General features: G+C 35.3%; 16 protein-coding genes. 10 read left to right on the top strand and 6 right to left on the bottom strand.

The genetic code is table 11. The features are described 5' to 3' along the window. Positions 1 to 203 precede the first annotated feature (203 nt). The 7 genes from tagD (at position 204) to ACFCT9_RS08310 (ending at position 10,706) form a co-directional block, all read left to right on the top strand. The gene (tagD, locus tag ACFCT9_RS08340) at positions 204 to 593 is read left to right on the top strand and encodes a glycerol-3-phosphate cytidylyltransferase (RefSeq protein WP_412518508.1); all 390 of its coding nucleotides are present in this window, start codon (positions 204 to 206) and stop codon (positions 591 to 593) included. Between the two features lie 51 nt (positions 594 to 644). Then, positions 645 to 3,146 (top strand): CDP-glycerol glycerophosphotransferase family protein, encoded by a 2,502-nt coding sequence (locus ACFCT9_RS08335; RefSeq protein ID WP_412518506.1) that lies wholly within the window; start codon positions 645 to 647, stop codon positions 3,144 to 3,146. A gap of 252 nt (positions 3,147 to 3,398) precedes the next feature. Beyond that, complete coding sequence (locus ACFCT9_RS08330) at positions 3,399 to 4,517, top strand: acyltransferase family protein (protein ID WP_412518505.1); 1,119 nt, start codon at positions 3,399 to 3,401, stop codon at positions 4,515 to 4,517. 537 nt (positions 4,518 to 5,054) lie between these two features. Continuing rightward, positions 5,055 to 6,377, top strand: coding sequence for an APC family permease (locus ACFCT9_RS08325; RefSeq protein WP_412518503.1), 1,323 nt, complete (start codon positions 5,055 to 5,057; stop codon positions 6,375 to 6,377). Between the two features lie 161 nt (positions 6,378 to 6,538). Then, positions 6,539 to 7,474, top strand: coding sequence for a ketopantoate reductase family protein (locus ACFCT9_RS08320; RefSeq protein WP_412518501.1), 936 nt, complete (start codon positions 6,539 to 6,541; stop codon positions 7,472 to 7,474). A gap of 190 nt (positions 7,475 to 7,664) precedes the next feature. Next, the gene (locus ACFCT9_RS08315) at positions 7,665 to 9,152 is read left to right on the top strand and encodes an aldehyde dehydrogenase family protein (RefSeq protein ID WP_412518499.1); all 1,488 of its coding nucleotides are present in this window, start codon (positions 7,665 to 7,667) and stop codon (positions 9,150 to 9,152) included. Between the two features lie 408 nt (positions 9,153 to 9,560). Then, positions 9,561 to 10,706 (top strand): glycosyltransferase family 2 protein, encoded by a 1,146-nt coding sequence (locus tag ACFCT9_RS08310; RefSeq protein WP_412518498.1) that lies wholly within the window; start codon positions 9,561 to 9,563, stop codon positions 10,704 to 10,706. Positions 10,707 to 10,772: 66 nt separating this feature from the next. Here the strand turns inward: ACFCT9_RS08310 and ACFCT9_RS08305 are convergent, their stop codons facing one another. From ACFCT9_RS08305 to ACFCT9_RS08290, 4 genes are all read right to left on the bottom strand, one after another. After that, entirely contained in the window at positions 10,773 to 11,030 is a 258-nt protein-coding gene (locus tag ACFCT9_RS08305; RefSeq protein WP_412518496.1) for a hypothetical protein, read from the bottom strand. Between the two features lie 6 nt (positions 11,031 to 11,036). Further along, a complete protein-coding gene (locus tag ACFCT9_RS08300; protein WP_412518494.1) occupies positions 11,037 to 11,321 on the bottom strand; it encodes a hypothetical protein in 285 nt (94 codons plus the stop codon). A gap of 108 nt (positions 11,322 to 11,429) precedes the next feature. Next, positions 11,430 to 11,687, bottom strand: a complete 258-nt coding sequence (locus tag ACFCT9_RS08295) for a hypothetical protein (RefSeq protein ID WP_412518492.1) — start codon at positions 11,685 to 11,687, stop codon at positions 11,430 to 11,432. Positions 11,688 to 11,827: 140 nt separating this feature from the next. Next, complete coding sequence (locus ACFCT9_RS08290; RefSeq protein ID WP_412518491.1) at positions 11,828 to 13,195, bottom strand: FAD-dependent oxidoreductase; 1,368 nt, start codon at positions 13,193 to 13,195, stop codon at positions 11,828 to 11,830. A gap of 232 nt (positions 13,196 to 13,427) precedes the next feature. On the opposite strand from ACFCT9_RS08290, the gene ACFCT9_RS08285 reads away from it, so the two are divergent. From ACFCT9_RS08285 to ACFCT9_RS08275, 3 genes are all read left to right on the top strand, one after another. Beyond that, a complete protein-coding gene (locus ACFCT9_RS08285) occupies positions 13,428 to 14,159 on the top strand; it encodes an ABC transporter ATP-binding protein (protein WP_412518489.1) in 732 nt (243 codons plus the stop codon). Beyond that, entirely contained in the window at positions 14,149 to 15,270 is a 1,122-nt protein-coding gene (locus tag ACFCT9_RS08280; protein ID WP_412518488.1) for an ABC transporter permease, read from the top strand. The genes ACFCT9_RS08285 and ACFCT9_RS08280 overlap by 11 nt, the downstream gene beginning before the upstream one ends. 221 nt (positions 15,271 to 15,491) lie before the next feature. Beyond that, entirely contained in the window at positions 15,492 to 17,087 is a 1,596-nt protein-coding gene (locus tag ACFCT9_RS08275; protein WP_412518486.1) for a xylulokinase, read from the top strand. A gap of 141 nt (positions 17,088 to 17,228) precedes the next feature. Here ACFCT9_RS08275 and ACFCT9_RS08270 read toward each other — a convergent pair whose 3' ends face one another. Together ACFCT9_RS08270 and ACFCT9_RS08265 are read right to left on the bottom strand one after the other, a co-directional pair. Then, positions 17,229 to 20,021, bottom strand: coding sequence for a YSIRK-type signal peptide-containing protein (locus ACFCT9_RS08270; protein WP_412518484.1), 2,793 nt, complete (start codon positions 20,019 to 20,021; stop codon positions 17,229 to 17,231). Between the two features lie 368 nt (positions 20,022 to 20,389). Continuing rightward, entirely contained in the window at positions 20,390 to 22,102 is a 1,713-nt protein-coding gene (locus ACFCT9_RS08265; RefSeq protein WP_412518482.1) for a YSIRK-type signal peptide-containing protein, read from the bottom strand. Between the last annotated feature and the right edge of the window lie 311 nt (positions 22,103 to 22,413).

Raw genomic sequence — 22,413 nt, 5'->3', positions numbered from 1 at the left:
TTTTTTTATTGAATGTAAAACTTTCTTACAAGTGTTATACTTTTGTAAAGATTCATTAAACTCTATTAAATATATTAAGTTTATACTAATGAGTAAGTATGTGTATAAACGTTTTAGAAAAATAAACGCATGTTTACTTGAAAAATACATAGTAGAGTATGTTTCATTATAAATAAAGAAAAAAGAATGAAAGAGTGGACAGTATGAAAAGAGTAATTACGTATGGAACTTATGACTTATTGCATTATGGTCATATTGAATTGTTAAGACGTGCAAGAGAAATGGGTGACTACCTTATTGTCGCATTATCTAGTGATGAGTTTAATAAAATTAAAAATAAAAAGTCTTATTATAGTTATGAACAAAGAAAGATGATGTTGGAATCAATTCGTTATGTTGATTTAGTGATTCCTGAAAATGACTGGGGTCAAAAGAAAAAAGATGTTGAACGATATGAAGTAGATACATTTGTGATGGGTCACGATTGGGAAGGTGAATTTGACTTCTTAAAAGACCAATGTGAAGTGATTTACTTAAAACGAACAGAAGGTATTTCTACTACACAAATCAAAAAAGAGTTATACGGCAAATAATAAAGCCTTTGTTTTAAAGTTGATAAAAAAAGAAAACTAGGAGTGTCTACCTTGAATAAAGTCAGTGGATTTATACTCAATCAAGCAAAGAGAAAATACAAATTTATTGAGCAACCTGTTAAATCAAAGCTTAAAAGCAAGTATGTCTTAAAAACAACGAAATATGCGAATTTTTATAAAAAGAACAAAGTCAATGAGAATCAAGTTGTTTATCAATCACGAGATGGCAAGAGTATGACAGATAGCCCTTATGCAGTTTTTAAGTATCTATTAAATGATAAGCAATATAAAAAACTAGAACATATTTGGGTGGTAGATTCTGAGCAAAAACGTAAAGCCTATACAAAGCAATATAAATCACTTAAAAATATCCGATTCATTGTTAAAGAAAGTGATGATTACTTAAATGTACTTACAACAGCTAAGTATCTTATCAATAACTCAACTTTCCCAGCGTATTTTACAAAGAAACCAGAACAAGTGTATGTCAATACTTGGCATGGTACACCTATTAAAGCGATGGGATTAGATGTAAAAGATAACTTATTAGGTTCACAAAATATCATTAAAAACTTTTTGAGTGCTGATATTTTAGTTACACCTAACCCGCATACTACGGAAGTGTTTAAAAGAGCATTTAGTTTAGACGGTATTTATAATGGTGATTTAGCTGAAATTGGTTATCCGAGAATTGATTTAACATTGAATAGTGATAAAAAAGAAGTACGTAAACACTTAAAACAAAATGGGCTTAAATTAAAGCATCGTAAAACCCTTTTATTTGCGCCAACATGGCGAGGAACAGATGTTAATAATCCGGAAGACAGTGTCACTGACATTCATGAAATGGTGTTAGAACTTGAAAAGCAAACAGATTATCAAGTTATTGTTAAAGTACATCCATTTGTATATAAGACAGCTTTAAACTATAAAGAATTAAAGCCATATCTTGTTCCAGACTCATTTGATACGAATGAATTGTTAGCAGCTGTAGATTTATTAGTGACAGATTACTCAAGTATTTTCTTTGATTATCTTGTGACGGATCAACCTATTGTTTTTTATGCCCCTGATTATGAGGATTACAATAGTGATCGTGGACTTTATATCAATACAGACTTACTTCCTGGACCTTCGGTCTATGATGTAGAGGGACTTATATCAGCAGTTAAAGAAGCGGAAGCAAATCAAAGTGTGTACCATGCAAAATATGAGCGTTTTAAAGACTTGTATGTACCTTATGAAGATGGTCATGTAACTGAACGTCTTGTCAACATTATGTTCCAACCGATTGTCAGCAACCAAGAAAATGCTAAGAAAAAAATATTAATGTACCCAGGCGGTATGAAAAATAATGGTATTACGACATCAGCCATTAATCTATTAGAAAATATTGATTATGATAAATATGATGTGACGATTTTCTTAGGGCACACGAAGAATCGTGAAATCCTAGATAACTTGAAAGAAGTTAATGAAAATGTACGTATTATCTTAAGAAAAGGCCCTCTTTTAGGAACAACGTTAGAGAAATATAGAGATATCTTCGTTAAAAATAGAGGCGTTAAATCTGTGCTAGAAGAATCAGTATATCCAACAGAAGTATTTGAACGCGAATTTAGAAAGATCTTTGGAAACTCAAAATTCGATGTTGTAATAGACTTTAGTGGTTATTCTATGTTCTGGTCTAAAATTCTATTAGGCACAGAGTCTAAACGAAAATTGATTTATCTGCACAGTGATATTAAGAGTGACATGAACCGTAATGTAAATGGTGTGCGTCCGCACTATCAAAATTTAAAAGGTGTTATCAGTTTGTATAATCGATTTGACCATTTAGTCAGCGTATCAGAAGAAACTTGCAGAATTAATAAAGAAAACTTGGCAAATTCTAAAACGAAAGATAAGTTTACATCAGCTATGAATACGATTAATTTAACACGTATTAATAATCTAAAAGATGAAGATACAGATTTCTTTATGCATCGTGGTCAAAAAGTACTCGCGTACTTAAATAATGGAGAAATTGTGAGTGTTCCATTCAATGATCAAGATTTTAAAATCATGGCAATGGGACGACTTTCGCCAGAAAAAGGCTTTGACATTTTAATTGAAGGATTCAAAGAAGCAGTAGAAGAAAACCCAACAGCTAAGTTATATATCCTAGGTGAAGGACCACTACGTTCTAAGTTAGAGCAATTAATTCAAAAACTGCAGCTAGAAGATAATGTCTTCTTAGTAGGTCAAAAACGTAATCCATTTAACATCATGAAGCAATGTGACTTGTTTGCGTTGACTTCTCATTATGAAGGACAGTCTATGGTGTTGCTTGAAGCATTGACAATCGGCGTAAATGTTCTTGCTTCCAACATCCCAGCAAATCGTTATGTATTACGTTATGGTGATTTCGGTATTTTAACAGAAAATGAACCTGAAAAAGTAGCGGGAAATATTAAGAGCTTTATGAATGGGCAAATTCCAGTATTTGAGACGTTTAAAGGTCAAAAGCATAATGAAACAGCATTAAACGAATTCTATGCACTACTAGATTAATAAGAAATTTGAATATAGGCTTGCGCACTATGCGTGAGTCTATTTATTTATGAAAAATAATCTACGATAGAACTAAATATTATTGAGGACTCTATTGCACAAATGATGTGAATTCCATATAATTAATGATGATAAACGAATTTATAAAGGCATTTTTCTTTTAAATATCTCGCGTTGATATTTAAAAGACTTTTTTATGTGTTCGTTGAAAGTGTTTTACCAAAAAGGATAAATGTTAAGGGAGTACGCAAAATGAAAAAGAAAGTAGAACTCACATATGCGCGTGCTATTTTTTGTGTCATCATTGTTATTGTTCATGCTATGATGGGCTTTGTGAATGATCCACATATCACAGAGTTCCAAAAGCAAAGTGCAAGTTACATTCAAGTATTATTATTTAGTGCGACGCCATGCTTTATTATGTTATCAGAGATGTTGTTGGGTATGAGGTATTCAAAACATATACCAAACAATTTCTTAACTAAACGCGTAAAGTTCATTTTAATTCCATACATCTGCTTTGCGTTATTTGTAATCATTGAGATATATTTCGATCCAAGTAAAAACTTCTCAATGAGTCATTTATTAATTAATATTTTGCTAGAAGGTAAATTCTTTGGATGGTTTGTGCTGGTCATCTTCCAATTCTTTGTATTACATATGTTGTTTTATAAAGTATTAGATCGTATGAAACCACTTATACCTATCTTAGTGTCATTAATAATCAGCTTTGGCCATGCATTTTTAATGTACTATAGTACAGCTTACTTGGAGTTTTGGAATACGTATTATCCGCCATTTAATCGTACAATTATTTTAAATTGGCTGTTTTATTTTGTGATTGGATTCTACATTGGTAAGAACTTTGATGCTGTTATGCAATATGTTCATCAAAAAGTATATTATGTACTTGGTGTACTTTTAATAAGTGGACTAGTTATTGCATTTGATTTCTTCATGTTGAACGTAACTTGGAGAGAATCAAACCGATTCGATTTATTTATTTTTACAGCAGCGTTCTTTGTTTTAACGATTTATGTTGCAAAACAATTAAGTCGCTATCACATCACAGCATTATATTTGATCAGTGAAATCTCGTTCTTTATCTATTTATCGCATCAGATTATTATCGAACATATTTCTAGAGGTTTAGCTTCATTTGTGAAGTATCCGTTCGCATTCTTCACATTAACTACGATATTTACATTAGGTTTTTGTGTAGGGTTAGCCATCATCCTTTCTTTCTTCCCTTATGCCAGAATTGTAGTGGGAAGAAATACGTTATATCCAATGGTATTGAACAACTATAGTATTAAGCCAGAAGAAACTAAGCCCATTGCTGAAACTAAGCCTATTACTGAAACTAAATAACACTATTAAAGCATTTACATTAAGTTGTGAATGCTTTTTTGTATTTGAAAGCAGTCAAAGGAAAAATGATTTAAAAGTAGGCGAACTAGGCAATATTAATATGTATAATTGATCAGGAATATTTGAACATTATTGTTTTAGTTTAACTACCTTAAATGAATAACAATGTTCTTTAATATATTCAATACATCTTTTGAAGTCATGTCCATAAAATGTGTATATATTAAAATATATTGTTATTGCCGATTATGCGAGCGTGAGTTAAACTGTAACAGAAAGCTATGATTAACATTATCAAAAGCGTTAAAAGTAACAGAGACAGATAAAAGTTATTTTTCTCAGTATGAAAGCGCATTCAATAAAAGTGTAAAAAAGCGGCTGACAGTACAATAAATACAATGAATTTTATAAATCCAGAGTATGAGTTGTGCAGTATGGTCCTTTATTTTTGTGCGGAAATTGAATAATACTGTTTTAATAATGTATAGCGTCTCTCTACTTGCTTATCATGTATGAGTAAATGGAGGATAGATAGAAATGAGTAATCAAACTGAGCTTAAACGTAATTTAGGTTTCTTCTCAGCCATTTCCATTGTAATGGGAACGGTAATCGGTGCTGGTGTATTCTTTAAAGTTTCCAGTGTCGCAGAAGTAACGGGCTCTACAAGTATGGCAATGTTGGTATGGTTTTTAGGTGGTCTCGTCACAATTTGTGCTGGCTTGACTGCAGCCGAACTTGCTGCCGCTATTCCAGAGACAGGCGGGCTTGTTAAATATATTGAATATACTTACGGTAACTTCTGGGGTTACTTATCAGGATGGGCGCAAGCATTTATTTATTTCCCAGCAAACGTTGCAGCTTTAGCAATTGTCTTTGCGACGCAATTTACTAATTTATTCCATATTAAAGCACATTGGATTTTATGGATTGCGTTGATTACTGCACTTACTGTATACTTCATCAACTGTTTAGGATCTAAGGCAGGAGGTATGCTTCAGTCAATTACATTAGTCATTAAACTGATTCCTATTATCTTGATTGTAGCCGTCGGCTTCTTTGCACCTAGCAATGTGGAGTTCTCACTATTCCCAATTCAAGCAGGTGAGCAACAAGGCTTCTTTACAGCCTTAGGTGCAGGTTTACTTGCGACTATGTTCGCATATGATGGTTGGATGCACGTCGGTACAATTGCTGGTGAGTTGAAGAATCCTAAACGTGACTTACCAGGTGCAATCACTATCGGTTTAGGTGCAGTAATGGTTGTATATCTATTAATCAACGCAGTATTCTTAATGACATTACCGATTTCAGAAATCAGCGGCAACTTGAATGCTGCAAGTGAAGCTTCTGTCAAAATCTTCGGTGATGGCGGAGGTAAAATTGTCACAATCGGTATTATGGTATCTGTATATGGTGCTTTAAACGGCTATTTAATGACAGGTATGCGTGTACCTTATGCGATGGCTGAACGTGGCGGTTTACCATTCAAGAACTTCTTCTTGAAATTGACACCAGGACAAGCGCCATGGGCAAGTGGTTTAGTTCAAATGGTCATTGCTTTCGTAATGATGTCATTAGGCGCATTCGATACGATCACAAACATGTTGATTTTCGTTATTTGGACATTCTACACAATGGCATTTGTGGCAGTCATGATTCTTAGACGCAGAGAACCGGAGATGGAACGTCCTTATAAAGTACCGCTTTATCCAGTAGTACCTTTAATCGCGATTGTGTCAGGTGTCTTTGTATTAATTAATACATTATTCACACAAACATTACTCGCTTCCATTGGTATTATCATTACTTTACTAGGTATTCCAATCTACTTTTATACAAAGAGAAAAGAAGCTAAATAAATGAGATGATTTGAATTGGCCGGCATAATTGCCGGTCAATTTTTAAATAAGAGTTATCTCAATATTCAAAAATCATAGCATAAAGCGTTATAATATAAGAAGATACAACTTTAGATACGGTAGAAAACTACCGCAATACAAACATAAGGAGTACGATGAATATGAAAATTGCAGTTGCTGGTGCCGGCGCCATGGGCGGCCGTGTAGGAACACAAATTCAAAAAGCAGGTTATGACGTTACATTTATTGATAGCTGGTTACCTCATGTAGAGGCTGTACAAAAACATGGTTTTGAAATTCAAACTGAAACAGAAACTTATCAAGTAGATGCGACAATGATTACACCTGAAGAAGTGAAAGATCAATATGATTTAGTCATCATTCTTACGAAAGCAATGCAATCTGTTGAGATGTTGCAAAAGCTAAAAGATAAAGGTGCTATCACTAAAGATACAGCTGTGTTAACAATGATGAATGGACTCGGTCACGACGAACGCTTTAAACAAGTCGTACCTGAGGAACAAATCTATCTTGCAGTTACTATGTGTACAGCTGGTTTAAGAGGACCAGGTAAACTCTTACTTGAAGGTGTGGGTACTGTAGATTTCCAACGTGTAGATGGTAAAGAGAGTGAAAGAACGTTAGAAATTAATAAAGTGTTTGAAGATGCTGGTTTAAATCCAACAATCAGCCATCAAATTATGCAAACAGTTTGGTTAAAAGCAGCGCTTAACAGTGTTGTTAACCCACTTTGCACAATTTTAGATAAACGTATCGTTGATTTTGCAGCGTATGAACATTCACGCGAAATGATTTCACCAATCATTCGTGAAATCATTGAAGTTGCAGCAGCTAAAGGCGTCGAAGTTGATTTTGATACAATCTTGCACAAAATTGAAGGCTCTTATCCAGTTGAAACACAAGGCTTACATCATCCTTCAATGCATCAAGACTTATATAGCGGTCGTTTAACAGAAGTTGATTACTTAAACGGACAAATTGAAGCATATGGTAAAGAATTAGGTGTTCCAACACCAAACAATGCTATGTTGAAACACTTAGTACATCAATTAGAAATGACACATGTTAAAGCATAATTTATGTAATAAAGCTCTGCATCTTGCAGGGCTTTTTTTCGCGCATAAGCAGATTGTATGATAAGAATATTCAATTATGTGATAATTGAATATACAACCAAGAGAGAGCTTCATAATTAGCGTTTAAAACGATTTTGAAGCGAATATAAATTGAAAATAAATAAAGTAACTTTGAAGGAGGACTTTAATCATGAGTGTAAATGTAAGAGACTATGTTCATGAAAGTTATGATTTATTTATTAACGGTGAATTCGTCCCAAGTGAAAATGGCGAATCAATTGAAGTTACTAACCCAGCAACAGGTGAAGTCATCACAAAAGTAGCGAAAGCAAGTGAAAACGATGTGGATAAAGCAGTTAAAGCTGCACAAGATGCTTTCGAAAGCTGGAGTAAAACTTCAAAAGCTGAACGTGTAAAATTATTACGTGAAGTTGGAAGAAAATTATCAGAACAAAATGAGCGTTTTGCTGTGATTGAAACATTAAATAATGGTAAACCAATCCGTGAAACATCAACAATCGATATCCCATACTCAGCACGTCATTATGACTATTTCGCAAGTGTTTTAGATACTGACGAAGGCGCAGTGAACGATATGAGCGAAGACATTATGAGTATTGTACGCCATGAACCTATTGGTGTCGTAGGTGCTGTCGTAGCATGGAACTTCCCAATGTTATTAGCAACTTGGAAATTAGCACCTGCACTTGCAGCAGGTAACACTGTAGTTATCCAACCTTCATCATCTACACCAGTGAGCTTGATTGAAATGGCTAAAATTTTCCAAGAAGTATTACCTAAAGGTGTCGTAAACGTCTTAACAGGTAAAGGTTCTGAATCAGGTAACGCCATCTTCAACCATGAAGGAGTAGACAAACTATCATTCACTGGTTCAACAGAAGTTGGTTATCAAGTTGCAGATGCAGCAGCTCAACGCATCGTTCCAGCAACATTAGAACTTGGCGGTAAATCAGCAAACATCATCTTAGATGATGCAAACTTAGATGTGGCTGTTGAAGGGATTCAATTAGGTATCTTATTCAACCAAGGTGAAGTCTGCAGTGCAGGATCACGTTTACTTGTTCAAGAAGATATCTATGATGAATTAATGGATCGCTTAAAAGATGCTTTCAGTAAAATTAAAGTAGGTGACCCACTAGATGAAAATACACAAATGGGTTCACAAACTGGTGAAGCACAAATGGAAAAAATTCAAGGCTATGTAGACTACGCGAAAGAATCAGGTGCTGAAATCTTAGCAGGTGGTAATCGTCTAACAGAGGGTGACCTATCTAAAGGTTATTTCTTCGAACCAACATTAATTGCAGTAGAAAGCAATAAAGATAAACTTGCTCAAGAAGAAATCTTCGGACCTGTCTTAACAGTGATCAAAGTTAAAGATGAAGACGAAGCAATTGAAATCGCAAATGATTCTGTATACGGTTTAGCTGGCGGCGTATTCTCTCAAAATATTAACCGTGCATTAAAAGTTGCACGTGGTGTAAGAACTGGTCGTGTATGGGTGAACACTTACAACCAAGTACCAGAAGGTGCACCGTTCGGCGGCTACAAAAAATCTGGTATTGGTCGCGAAACTTACAAAGCAGCAATCGAAAACTATCAACAAGTTAAAAACATCTTCATTGATACAAGCAACCAAACTAAAGGCTTATATTAAGTCTGAACAACGAGCTTTAACGAATAATAAAGCAGTTTAAAGGCATGCCGCTCATTTCAAGTGATTTCTTGGAATGGGCGGTATTTTTGTATTTGAATGTCTCAGAAGTCAACGATGAGTGCATACACTATTATACATAGTTGTAGTAGACTATATATTTAACGGATTGTATAATTATATATGACTATAAAATTAAAACTAAGACATCATTAATGTGTAACAATTATTTAGATTTTGTAAATTTGGCGGGTTTTATTGGAGTATGTAATCTGAAGTATGTATAATCGAGGACAAACTTCACTTGAACATTATACAAAATAAGTGACTAGCCATAAAAATGGGTATATATAAAGAATAACCTTTTGTTTTATTAAATCAGTAATTTTAGACATAGAACGGAGCTATAGAATGGTTAAAGTGAGAATGTTAATCCCATGTTTTAATGAAGAAGATGTTATCAATTACACATATAAAGAATTAACAAAAGTATTAGACGCAGACTCAAAGCAACAAGGTTATGATTATGACTTGTTATTTGTAGATGATGGAAGCAGTGATCAAACAATTCATCTTATTAAGCAACACGCTGTACAAGACGCACACGTCAAATACATTGAATTCAGCCGAAACTTTGGTAAAGAAGCCGCAATGTATGCTGGATTGGATCAAAGCAGAGATGTAGATGCGGTAATTATTCTAGATGGTGATTTACAACATCCACCGGAATTAATTCCACAGATGATTAAGAAGTATATGGAAAATGGTACGGACCAAGTGATTGCTAAACGTAATCGTGAAGGTGAAAAAGCGATGCGTAAGTTTATGTCACATTGTTATTATAAATTGGTCAATCGTTTTGTGGATGTGCCGATTGAAGACGGTGTTGGAGACTTCCGTTTATTAAGTCAACGTGTTGTACGTACATTGGCAGATTTAGGGGAAACACAACGTTTCTCTAAAGGTTTATTCTCTTGGGTTGGTTATAAAGCCGAAACCATTGAATATGAAAACCAAGAACGTAAGGCAGGGGACTCTAAGTGGTCGTTCTTTAAATTATTAGATTATGGCGTAGACGGTGTCATTTCTTTTAATAATAAACCGTTACGAACAATTATGTACTTTGGTATGGGTATCTTTGGCATCAGTATTATTTACTTGTTAATCAACTTCTTGATGATTGTTTTTAATGGTATTGACGCACCAGGTTATTTCACGACGATCTTCGCAGTTTTATTCCTAGGTAGTATTCAGTTGATTTCTTTAGGTGTGATTGGTGAGTATATTGGACGTATCTACTACGAAGTGAAGAATCGTCCAAAATATCTTCAACAAGATTCTAATTTGACAGAACAGTCACAAGAGAAAAAGAACGTGGAAAAATTTAAAAAAACTTCAGACAGAGAAGAGAAACACCCTGACATTGAACCCTTGCATCATGCGATACCTACACCAAAAGAGCCGATTTCATACAAAACGAATTTACAAGAACGAGAAGAAAGTGAATTAAAAGAAAAAGAAAAACAAGCACAACGTATTAAACAAATGCATGTATAACATAAAGCGACACGTCTAAGAAAGCAGCTGCTTTCGTTAAACGTGTCGCTTTTAATATATTAAGTGTTAGTCTGTTTCATCATGTGCACGATCTGATTTGAATCCTTGCAAGATAATGAAAAATTCACCTAACACAATGAAGATAATGGTTGATGCGAGTGACGTGATACCTAAAATATCGAAAATAATCACGATAACCAAATAGAGAATAGGTATAATGAATTTTGAGTTGCCACCGGCTTTTGATGCAATGACTTTTTGGAGTACAATCGCAATGATCAGTGTAACCAGTGGTGTTATCCAATGCATTAAGAATGCTGACATTTTTTATCACACCTCTTTTTGATTTGTTTCCTCATCATTTCGCTTATTTTCTTCATGGCGTTTAAGCTGCTGCTCGAGCCCGAAGAGCTGAAGCGCTCCTAATCCAAAGAAAATAATAAACATGGATAAGTTAATGATATGTGTTAAAAATAACACAAGTAAAATAACTAAATAGGCAATCGGTACAACAAATTTATACTTCTTGGAAGTATGACGCAATATGTAGTGTTGCGTAAAGAATGCTGCAGCATAAAGAATAATGATACTAATAACACTTAGAAATGCAGACAACCTTGCACCTTCTTTATTTAAATGATTATGTCTCTAGTCTATCATATTGGCAGATGTTGTTAAGATAATGAAAAAACATACCCAAAATGAATCAGGTATGTTTCTGTATCAATCTTTAAAGCCTGTGAAGTTTTTAACTGTGCCATGTGTATATCTATAGACATGAAACGCAGTGACTAGTACGTATAGAATGAAGACCGGCGCAACGATATAGTGTGCGATGAATAAGCCAGTCATCACGAGTACTGAAATGACAGGTACGATTAGGTTCCAGTCACTTTTAATACGTTTCATTAATGAACCTTGAATTAAAATAACTATCACGAAGAAAATCAATGATAGTACCCACATTAAAACTGGAGACATTTAGACTAACCTCCTTACTTATCTCTGTTATTATGCTTACCTTTATTCTAAAGGCAGTGGATAGGTTAAGCAAATACATGAGAAGCGGTACAGTATCTTTTTGACACTGTACCGCATTTTAATCTAGTACTTTGTATAAATTAGAATAATTGATTGTCTTTAGGGAAGACATCATCGCCTAAGGCACGTTGTGCTAAGACGTTCAGATAGTTCCATGGACGATCAAAATTAGGTTGGAAGAAGAAGTCGACTAATGCTAAATCTTCTAATTTCCAGCCTGCATTAATTGCGACTGAAAGTGTGTTGATTGATTCGACTAAATCTTCTTTACTCATGATTTGGCCGCCTAAGATGTGATGTGAGTCTTCGTCATAAATAATTTTCAAATGCACAGTTGTATCATTTTGTCTGAATTTAGGGCGAACAGGTACTTCAATATACGTTGCACCTAAATTGCCGTTATAGTTTTCTTTTTCTGTTTCATGGACACCTGTTTGGCCGAATTTGTAGTCAAATAAGGCTAGCCCAGATGTACCAGAAACACGAGGCATTTTCATGTCATGACCTGCCATGTTGCGTCCTGCAACATAACCTTGACGACGTGAATTTGTCGCAAGCGCGATATAGCGTTCTTCTTCAATTGGCGCATACGGCACCATTGTTGCGTCACCACTTGCGTATACATCTTTTTCAGATGTTTCAAGATGGTCATTAATTTCAATGATACCTTTAGTACCTAATTTCACTTTCCCATCTAACCATTCTGTCGCAGGTTTCACACCTACAGTAAAGATGACGGTATCAGCTTCAAATTCACCATTGTCTGTCACGACACCAGTGACATTATTATTGTCATCTGCTTTTAAGGCTTTCACATTTTCATTTCCTCTGAATTTAAGGCCATGTTCTTTTGCATTCTCTTCGAGAATATCTGTGAATTCTTTATCGAGATACGTTTTAATTAAACGGTCACCGTTATCCATGATAGTCGTATCGATGCCTGCTTTAACGAAAGCTTCCGCAGCTTCAATACCGATATAACCGCCACCGACTACGATAGCTTTCTTCGCTGATTTCATACGTTCTTTGATTTGACCTGCCCAGTCAGCACCACGCATGAATAATACGTTATTATATTCGTTGATACCATCAATAGGCGGTGCATTAGGAACGCCGCCTGGACTTAGGAATAATTTATCATAGTCTACTTTAGATTCGTTATCGTCTTTATCTTTGACTGTGACTGTTTTATTCTCACTATCTAAGTCAGTCACTGTTGTATTCACATGAATCTTAACGCCGCGATCTTCTAGTGATTCCACACTTGCATAATGCAGTGAATCTAAACTAGGTGCGACATCTTCTAAATAGCTTTGAATACCGCAAGATAAGAATGAAGGCTTATCTGCACTTTCAAACACTTCGATTTCTGCTTCTGGGTCTGAAATCAGCAGCGTTTCGATTGCTGCGTAACCCGCATGAGAAGTTCCGACAATTACATATTTCATAATGAAAAGACCTCCTCTAATATAATTTTCATTACTATATAAATCGTCACATTAATATATTTACCCTTGTATGTTATTTCTAGACTTGATATTTCGGGAGAGTCTTCAAAGTTGATAAAATTGTCATATTTAAAATGTATCATTTATATACTTTCAAAAAGTGTTGTATGGTTTCAGTCCAAAATCGCTTATAATGTAAGTACTATGTCATGTAAGGAAATGAGGGGATGTTATGCAAGAGGTTGCACAATTAATACATGCATCTAAAGCTTATAATAAACAAACTGTGCTAGAAGATATTTCATTGACGCTCAAACAAGGCCAAATTATGGGATTGATCGGGCCGAGTGGTTCAGGGAAGACGACAGCCATTAAGTGCTGGCTAGGTATGGAACAGTTAGATGGCGGAGAAGCGTCTATCTATAATCAATCTATGCCGAATCGAAAAGTATTAAGTCATGTCGGTTACATGGGACAGACGCTCGCATTATATGAGAATTTAAGTGCGAAAGAGAACTTAGTTTTCTTTGGTAATTTAAAAGGCTTATCAGGTAAGAAACTGAATGAGGAAATTGAACGCTATATGAAATTGGTTGATTTAGAAAATAAGCAATCACAAATCGTACATACCTTTTCTGGAGGAATGAAACGTCGATTGTCTTTGGCCATTACATTATTAGGACAGCCGGAATTACTAATCTTAGATGAACCTACTGTTGGTATTGATCCAAGTTTGCGCCAAACTATATGGCATGAATTACGTCAGTTGGCTGACCAAGGTCAAACGATATTAATGACGACACATGTGATGGATGAGGCAGAGCGCTGTGATCAAGTTGGACTCTTAGTTGATGGTCGTATCTTTGCGCTAGGTTCACCCGAGGAATTGAAACAACAGTTCCACGCTTCAAGTATTGAAGAAGTATTCTTAAAAGCAGAGGAGGAGAAAGGTCATGAGATTTAAGGCAGTCTTAAAACGCGTCATGATTGATTTAGTACGTGATAAACGTACCCTCGCTTTAATGTTTGTCGTCCCTTTAGTTATTTTGACGATTATGTTCTTCTTATTTAACAGTGATAATGAAGAACACTTAAATATTGGTTTCTCTGATAATGTTCCAGAGGCTTATGTCAAAGCATTGCCTAAAGATAAAGTGAAAACAGAAACATACCATTCTTCTGAATCTGTTAAGAAGATTATCGAACAACATAATTTAGATGCATACGTTCAAAAAGAGGATAAACAATTGTCCGTCACGTACACTAATGAGAATCCAAGTAAAACCTCAGCAGTAAAACAAATCCTAGCTGGAACACTTCAAAAAGATAAGATGCAAACACTTGCGGGTGAAATGAAAACGATCAAAACACAACTGGCAGATATGCCTCAAGCTGGTAAACCAGATATGAAAGCAACATCAACTTCAGAAATCACATCACTTGATGCACACTATTTATATGGAAGTTCAGACAGTAGTTATTTTGACAAGATGTTCCCGATTCTCATGGGCTTCTTCGTCTTCTTGTTTGTGTTCTTAATTTCAGGAATTGCTTTGTTGCGAGAGAGAACAACTGGCACGTTAGAACGTGTACTCGCAACTTCAATTAAGCGCAGTGAAATAGTATTCGGTTACTTAGTAGGTTATGGTATCTTTGCGGTTATCCAAACAATGATTATCGTACTGTTTTCCATTTATTTATTAAAGATTGAAGTTGCGGGCAGTCTGTTGTGGGTCCTATTAATTAATATTTTAATCGCGTTCGCTGCACTGACGATGGGCTTATTCGTGTCAACATTTGCGAATTCAGAATTTCAAATGTTACAGTTCATTCCGATTGTAGTCGTTCCCCAAGTCTTATTCTCAGGAATTATTCCTTTGGATAATGTGAATCGTTTTATCGCAAGCATTGGTTATCTGTTCCCATTACGTTATGCAGGTGATGCATTAACTAAAGTGATGATTAAAGCACAGAGTATTGATGCTTTCTGGTTTGATATCGGTATATTGCTCCTCTTTATTCTAGTCTTTACCGTCTTAAATATTGTGGGATTAAAACGGTATAGAAAAGTATAGTTAAACTAATAGGAAATGAGATCTGTTCAGAAATGAAGAGGTCTCTTTTTTACACGTCAATAAAGAACTTCAAGAAATATAGCATGTTTGTTTGAAACGAATATGAACCAAAATTGACAACACTTTTAGAGTGATTTACGATTTATGGTAGCGATTACAAAGTTATATATAACACGTACATAATAGAGAAAACGATTGAATAATTAAAGAAGGTGGACGCTGTGGAAAGAATTAAACAACAAATTGAAACTGGCACTATCAGTGTGGGCATAGAATTAGGATCAACACGTATTAAGACCGTCGCAGTCAATGCCGAATGTGAAACTATCGCAACAGGGTCATTTGAATGGGAGAATACATTTAAAGATGGGTTTTGGACCTATTCACTCAATGACGTTTGGAATGGACTTCAAATCAGTTATCGTGCAATGACGGATGAGGTAAAAGCCGAGTATGGTGTAACCGTTAAGCGCTTGAAATCATTAGGTATCAGCGGCATGATGCATGGTTATCTGGCATTTGATGATAAAGATGATTTATTAGTGCCATTTCGTACTTGGCGTAATAATAATGCACATGATGCAGCACGTAAACTGACAGAACATTTTGGGGTGAATATTCCTGAGCGTTGGAGTATTGCGCAGCTATATGATGCAGCGATTCACGATGCACCGCACACACGCCATGTACGTTATATGACGACATTGTCAGGTTATGTGCATTGGTATTTAACAGGTGAACGCGTCTTAGGTGTAGGAGATGCCTCAGGTATGTTTCCGATAGACCCTAAGACACATCGTTTCAGAGAGGATTTATTAACTCAGTTTAATGACCTTTATCACAAAGAAGGCTATACACAAGATATTCATGATATCTTGCCGAAAGTGTTAGTGGCTGGAGAAGATGCAGGTTGCTTAACAGAAACAGGCGCGAAGTTGATTGATCCCAATCAAGAACTAGAAGCAGGGTGCCCAATGTGTGCACCTGAAGGCGATGCGGCAACGGGTATGGTGGCAACGAAAAGTGTTGCGCCAAGAACTGGTAACATTTCTGCAGGAACAAGTATCTTCTCGATGATTGTGTTAGATCATCCATTAAAGCAATTATATCCAGAAGTTGATTTAGTCACAACGCCTGCAGGCGATGAGGTTGCGATGATTCATGCGAATAACTGTACATCTGATATCAATGCTTGGATGGATTTGTTTGCGGAAGTATTAGATACCATGGGTGCTTCTTATACTAAAGAAGATTTATTTACAAGTATGTTCGAGAAGGCATTAGAGGGTGATCCGGAACTTGGACACTTATTATCTTATGGCTATGTTTCAGGTGAATTTATCACAGATGTGCCAAAAGGTTATCCGATGTTTATCCGCAGTGTTGAGAGCCAATTCAATTTGGCGAATGTGATGAAGACACACATTTTCAGTGCTTTCAGTACCTTGAAGATTGGGATTGATTTATTAAAGCGTAATGAAGCATTAGAAATCGACAGTATGATTGGTCACGGCGGCATCTTTAAGACAGAACGTGTCGCACAAAGTTTCTTAGCTGCAGCCCTGGAAAGTCCGGTCAGTGTGATGCAGACAGCAAGTGAAGGTGGCGCATGGGGAATTGCGGTGCTTGCGCGTTATCATATCGATCATAACGGCAAAAAACTGTCTGATTACTTAGAACAGCATGCGTTCGGTGACGTAGAAGCATTAGTGCTTGAGCCGAAAGAAGAGGATGTAGAGAGTTTCAAACAGTATATTGAGAGATTTGAAGCGGGACTACCTTTAGAACAACAAGCAGATACACACTTTAATTTATAAAGATAAACAAGTAAGATTATTGTGCAGACTTTAGAGAGAAATCCATCAAATTTAAAGAAACCCGGTAAGGATAACGGTCACTAACCATTGCCTTACCGGGTTTTGTATAGGTGTTAATTGTTATAAAGAATAACGATTAAATTATTCGTTTTCTTTACGACGACGTGCATTTAATAAGAATAATGTACCAGCACTTGCGAATAATGAACCAGATAATAATCCGAATAATACTTGATCTTGTTCACCAGTTGCAGGTAATTGTTTTTTAGCATCTTTAGCTTTTTGTTGAGCATTAGCTTTATTTGGAGCAGTTGTAGCTTTGCTTTCTTTTTGACCAGTTACAGCTTTAGCATTGTTGTTTCCAGCTTTTGAATTGTTTGTAGCTTTTTGTTCTTTATTATTTTGAACTGAATCTTTAACTACTTTTTTAGCTGGTACTTGTTTAGCATTTTCAGCTTGAGCTTTTTTAACAATTGCTTCTACTTCATCAGTAGCAGCTTGCGCAATTTTTTGATTGTATTGAGCTTTAGCATCTTTAGAAAGGTTTTCTAATTTGTTAACTACAGCCTGAGCTTGCGCGATTTGTTGAGCGTGAGCTTTTTGAGCTGTTGTAATTTGTTTTTTAGCGTTAGCAGCATATTTGTCTTGTGCTTGAGCATCTTTAACTAATGCTTCAACTTCATCAGTAGCAGCTTGAGCGATTTTTTGATTGTATTGAGCTTTAGCATCTTTAGAAAGGTTTTCTAATTTGTTAACTAATGCTTGAGCTTGAGTAATTTGTTGAGCATGAGCTTTTTGAGCAGTTGTAATTTGTTTTTTAGCATTTTCACCATATTCAGCTTGAGCTTGAACATGAGCTTTTTGAGCTGTTGTGATTTGTTTTTTAGCGTTAGCAGCATATTCATCTTGAGCTTGAGCATGTTTAACTAATGCTTCAACTTCATCAGTAGCGGCTTGAGCAATTCTTTTGTTATATTGATCTTTAGCATCTTTAGATAGATTTTCTAATTTATTAACTACAGCTTGAGCTTGTTTAATTTGTTGAGCGTGAGCTTTTTGAGCTAATTCAATTTGTTGTTTTGCACCTTCATTCTTAGCTGGAGCTTGTTTTGTGTTTAATTCTTTAGCTTGAGCTACAACAGTATCGATAGCTTTAGCATTTGTACGTGCAACTTCGTTAAGTTTGCGATGTGCAGCAACTTTTTGTTGAGGTTTTAAGTTTTTCAATGCGTCTATAGTGTTGTGAGCATCTTTAACTTTTTTAGCTACATCTGCTGGAAGGTTAGTGTTGGCACCTTCTTCACGAACATGTTTAGCTTGAGCACTTTTAGCATCTTTTTGTTTTGCAGCAGCGACGATGTCATTAATTTTTTGACCTTCGTTGTTTCCGCTGTCTACTAAAATTTGATGGTTGAAATCATCTTTTTGAGCATCGGTTAAGTTTGGTAAGTTATTAACTACATAATAAGCATCAGCAGTTTTTTGGTTTAAAGCTTTAACAGCTTTAGCTTTTTGTTCTTTGTCATAAGCGAATTGAGCGTCTAATTGTTTGGCGTCAGCAACGATAGCATCGATGTAATTACCATTATTAGTACCGCTGTCAACTTCGACTTGATGTAAGAAGCTTAATTGTTGTTTATTAGTGATGTTTTTCAAAGAGTTAATTACTTGGTATGCATCAGCAGTTTTTTGGTTTAATTCTCTAACAGCTTTATCTTTAGCATCAGCAGTTTGTTTATCTAATGTTTTAGCTTTAGCAACGATATCATTAATCTTTTGACCATTGTTGTTTCCGCTGTCTACTAAAATTTGATGGTTGAAATCATCTTTTTGAGCATCAGTTAAGTTTGGTAAGTTATTAACAGTGTTATAAGCTACTTGAGTTAAAGTATTTAATTCTCTAACAGCTTTGTCTTTTTGTGCCACAGTGCTAGCACCTGCTTCACGAGCATGTTTAGCGTTACCGTTTTGTTCATCTAAAGATTTTGCATTAGCAACGATATTATTGATGTTATGACCATTGTTGTTACCACTGTCATGTAAGATTTGTTTGTTAAAGGCATCTTTTTGTTGATCAGTTAAGTTGTGTAGGCCGTTAACAGTGTTATAAGCTACTTGAGTTAAAGTATTTAACTCTCTAGCTGCTTTTTGTTCAGCTTTAGCTTTTTGTTCTTTATCATAAGCGAATTGAGCATCTAATTGTTTAGCGTCAGCAACGATAGCATCGATACGTTCACCATTGTTAGTACCGCTATCAACTTCAACTTGATGTAAGAAGCTTAATTGTTGTTTGTCAGTGATGTTTTTCAAAGAGTTGATTACTTGATAAGCATCGGCAGTTTTTTGGTTTAAAGCTTTAACAGCTTTATCTTTAGCAGCAGCTTGTTCTTTAGCTACATTTTTAGCTGTTGCAACTTGTGCGTCTACAGCTTTAGCATCTTTAAAGATAGCTGGAATGTCAGCAGTTGCAGCTTTAGCGATTTTATCATTGTATTGAGCTTTATTTTCTTTAGAAATGTTTGCTAATTTGTTAACTTCAGCTTGTGCTTTAGTTACTTGTTCAGCAGCAGCTTTTTTAGCAAGTTCTACTTGGCTGTTAACAGCTTTAGCGTCTTGTTCTTTTGCAACTTTTTTAGCTGTACCTACTTGAGCATCTTCAGCTTTAGCAGTTTTTACAATGCCTTCAATATCAGTAAGTTTGTCATTACCTGCAGCAGCAGTAATTTTTGCGATATAAGCATCTTTAGTTTGATCAGAAATATTTGGTAAGTTATTTACCACGTTATAAGCGTTTTGTGTAATAGTTGTTGCATCTTGCGCATTGCCTTGAGCATCAGCAGCTTGCGCTCCGCTTAAAAATACGACTGTTCCTAAAGATACAGATGCGATACCAACTGTTAATTTACGTAATGAAAATAGTTGTTTTTTCTTCATGATGTATTTCTCCTCCTAATGTGACTATACATAGTGATGGTGACGATATGATAGATAAAATATTGATATGTCTATATTTTACACAACGTATATGGTCGATATACTTCACTTTATTAATTAAGTTTGAAAATTTTCTGTAAATTCAAACGACTTTTTGTATTGAGTGTGACATATTATGTCTTTTATTGAGTTTTTGTAGTTATTTAATAGGGTTATTGTACTTTCGCTAATGATTAAGGAGGGATTATAGACAGATTCTTTAAATATTTCACTAAGAATAATGAATAAAGAAAACAACCCAGTAGATATTTCTACTGAGTTGTTCTGAGATAGGGGAGTTTTTCTAATGTTAGATAGAAGAAAAATACTTACTTATTTTCTTTACGACGTGCGTTTAATAGGAATAAAGTACCTGCACTAGCAAATAGAGAACCAGATAATAAACCGAATAATACTTCATCAGATTCACCAGTTGCTGGTAATTCTTTAGCTTCTGCAGTTTCTTTTGCAACTTTAGCATCTTCATCTTTTGCTTTATTTAAGATTGCTTCGAATTGTGCACCTTTATCTTCTTTAGCTGATTTGTCGATTGCTGCGTTATAAGCATCTTTTTGTTTTTGAGTTAAGTTTGCTAATTTATTTACTGCATCATGCGCTGATTGAGTTCTGTCTTCTAATGAAGCTTTTTCATCAGTTGCTTCTCCAATAGCTTTTTCTACATCTTTTTTGTCTGTTTTATTTTCAGCTTTTGCATCTTCTTTAGGTTGATCTTTTTCTTTAGCTGTACCATCTTGTTGTTCTTTATTTTCAGGCTTAGCTTCTTCTTTAGATGAATCGTCTTGCTGTTCTTTTTCTTCAGGTTTAGCTTCTTCTTTAGATGAATCATCTTGTTGTTCTTTATCTTCAGCTTTGTCTTTTTCGTCAGGAGCTAGTTTAGCATCTAAAGCTTTAGCTTCATCTAAGATAGCAGCGAAGTCAGTGCTGTTAGTACCAGCAACTTCTAGAATGCGTTGGTTAAATGCATCTTTTTGCGCATCTGTTAAGTTTGGCAAGTTATTAATCGTGTTGTAAGCATCTAAAGAAGCTTGGTTGATGTCTTGAGCAGCTTGATCATTTGCTTTTTGCGCTTCATCTAAGATAGCAGCGAAGTCAGTGCTGTTAGTACCAGCAACTTCTAAGATACGTTGATTATACGCATCTTTTTGCGCGTCAGTTAAGCTCGGTAAGTTATTAATCGTGTTGTAAGCGTCTTGAGAAGCAGCGTTGATGTCTTGAGCTGCTTGATCATTTACTTTTTGCGCTTCATCTAAGATAGTAGCGAAGTCAGTGCTGTTAGTACCAGCAACTTCTAAGATACGTTGGTTATACGCATCTTTTTGCGCGTCAGTTAAGCTCGGTAAGTTATTGATCTTGTTGTAAGCGTCTTGAGAAGCAGTGTTGATATCTTGAGCCGCTTGATCATTTACTTTTTGCGCTTCAGCTAAAATCATGTCGAAGTTCGTGTTGTTAGCGCCAGCAGCTTCTAAGATTTGTTGGTTGTATGCGTCTTTTTGCGCATCAGTTAAGCTCGGTAAGTTATTAATCGTGTTATAAGCATCTTGAGAAGCAGTGTTTATGTCTTGAGCCGCTTGATCATTTGATGTTTGCGCTTCAGCTAAAATCGCATCGAAGTTTGCGTTGTTAGTGCCAGCAGCTTCTAAGATTTGTTGGTTATACGCGTCTTTTTGCGCATCAGTTAAGCTCGGTAAGTTATTAATCGTGTTGTAAGCATCTTGAGAAGCAGCGTTAATGTTTTGAGCTGCTTGTGTGTTGTTTGTTTGCGCTTCATTTAAGATTGCATCAAAGTTTGAGTTGTTTTGTCCGCTTTGTTCTAAGATTTGTTGATTGTACGCATCTTTTTGCGCATCAGTTAAACTCGGTAAGTTATTAATCGTGTTGTAAGCATCTAGAGTTTTTTGGTTTAAATCTTGTGTTTCGGCACTTACTGTTTGGCCTCCACCTAGAAATACTAATGTCCCTAGTGATACTGAAGCAATCCCCACAGATAACTTACGTAAAGAAAATAGTTGTTTCTTTTTCATTTTCTAATCCTCCTAATAATAAATATGCATATACTTTGATAGACTTACTAAGATGAAAAAAATATATTTTGCTTATGTATTTATTCTACCGAATAGGTATAGACATAAAATTTCAGTTTAAATAAAAATGAATGCGTTTTTCATTAATAAAGCGCACGACTTATCCACACTGAATGACACATTATGTCATCAGATGACTATATGTTTAGAGAGGGAGTTAAAATGATTAAGAAAGAGTGAAGACGTGATAAAATAAGCGGATAGTGGTTATTAATATAGGAAGAAACTCATTATGAGCTTCGACCAAAAAA

It is taken from the genome of Staphylococcus simulans (genome assembly GCF_047037175.1).
Classification (GTDB): Bacteria; Bacillota; Bacilli; order Staphylococcales; family Staphylococcaceae; genus Staphylococcus; species Staphylococcus simulans_C.
The sequence above is the reverse complement of the archived record's forward strand: the minus strand, read 5'-3'. Positions and strand labels throughout refer to the sequence as shown.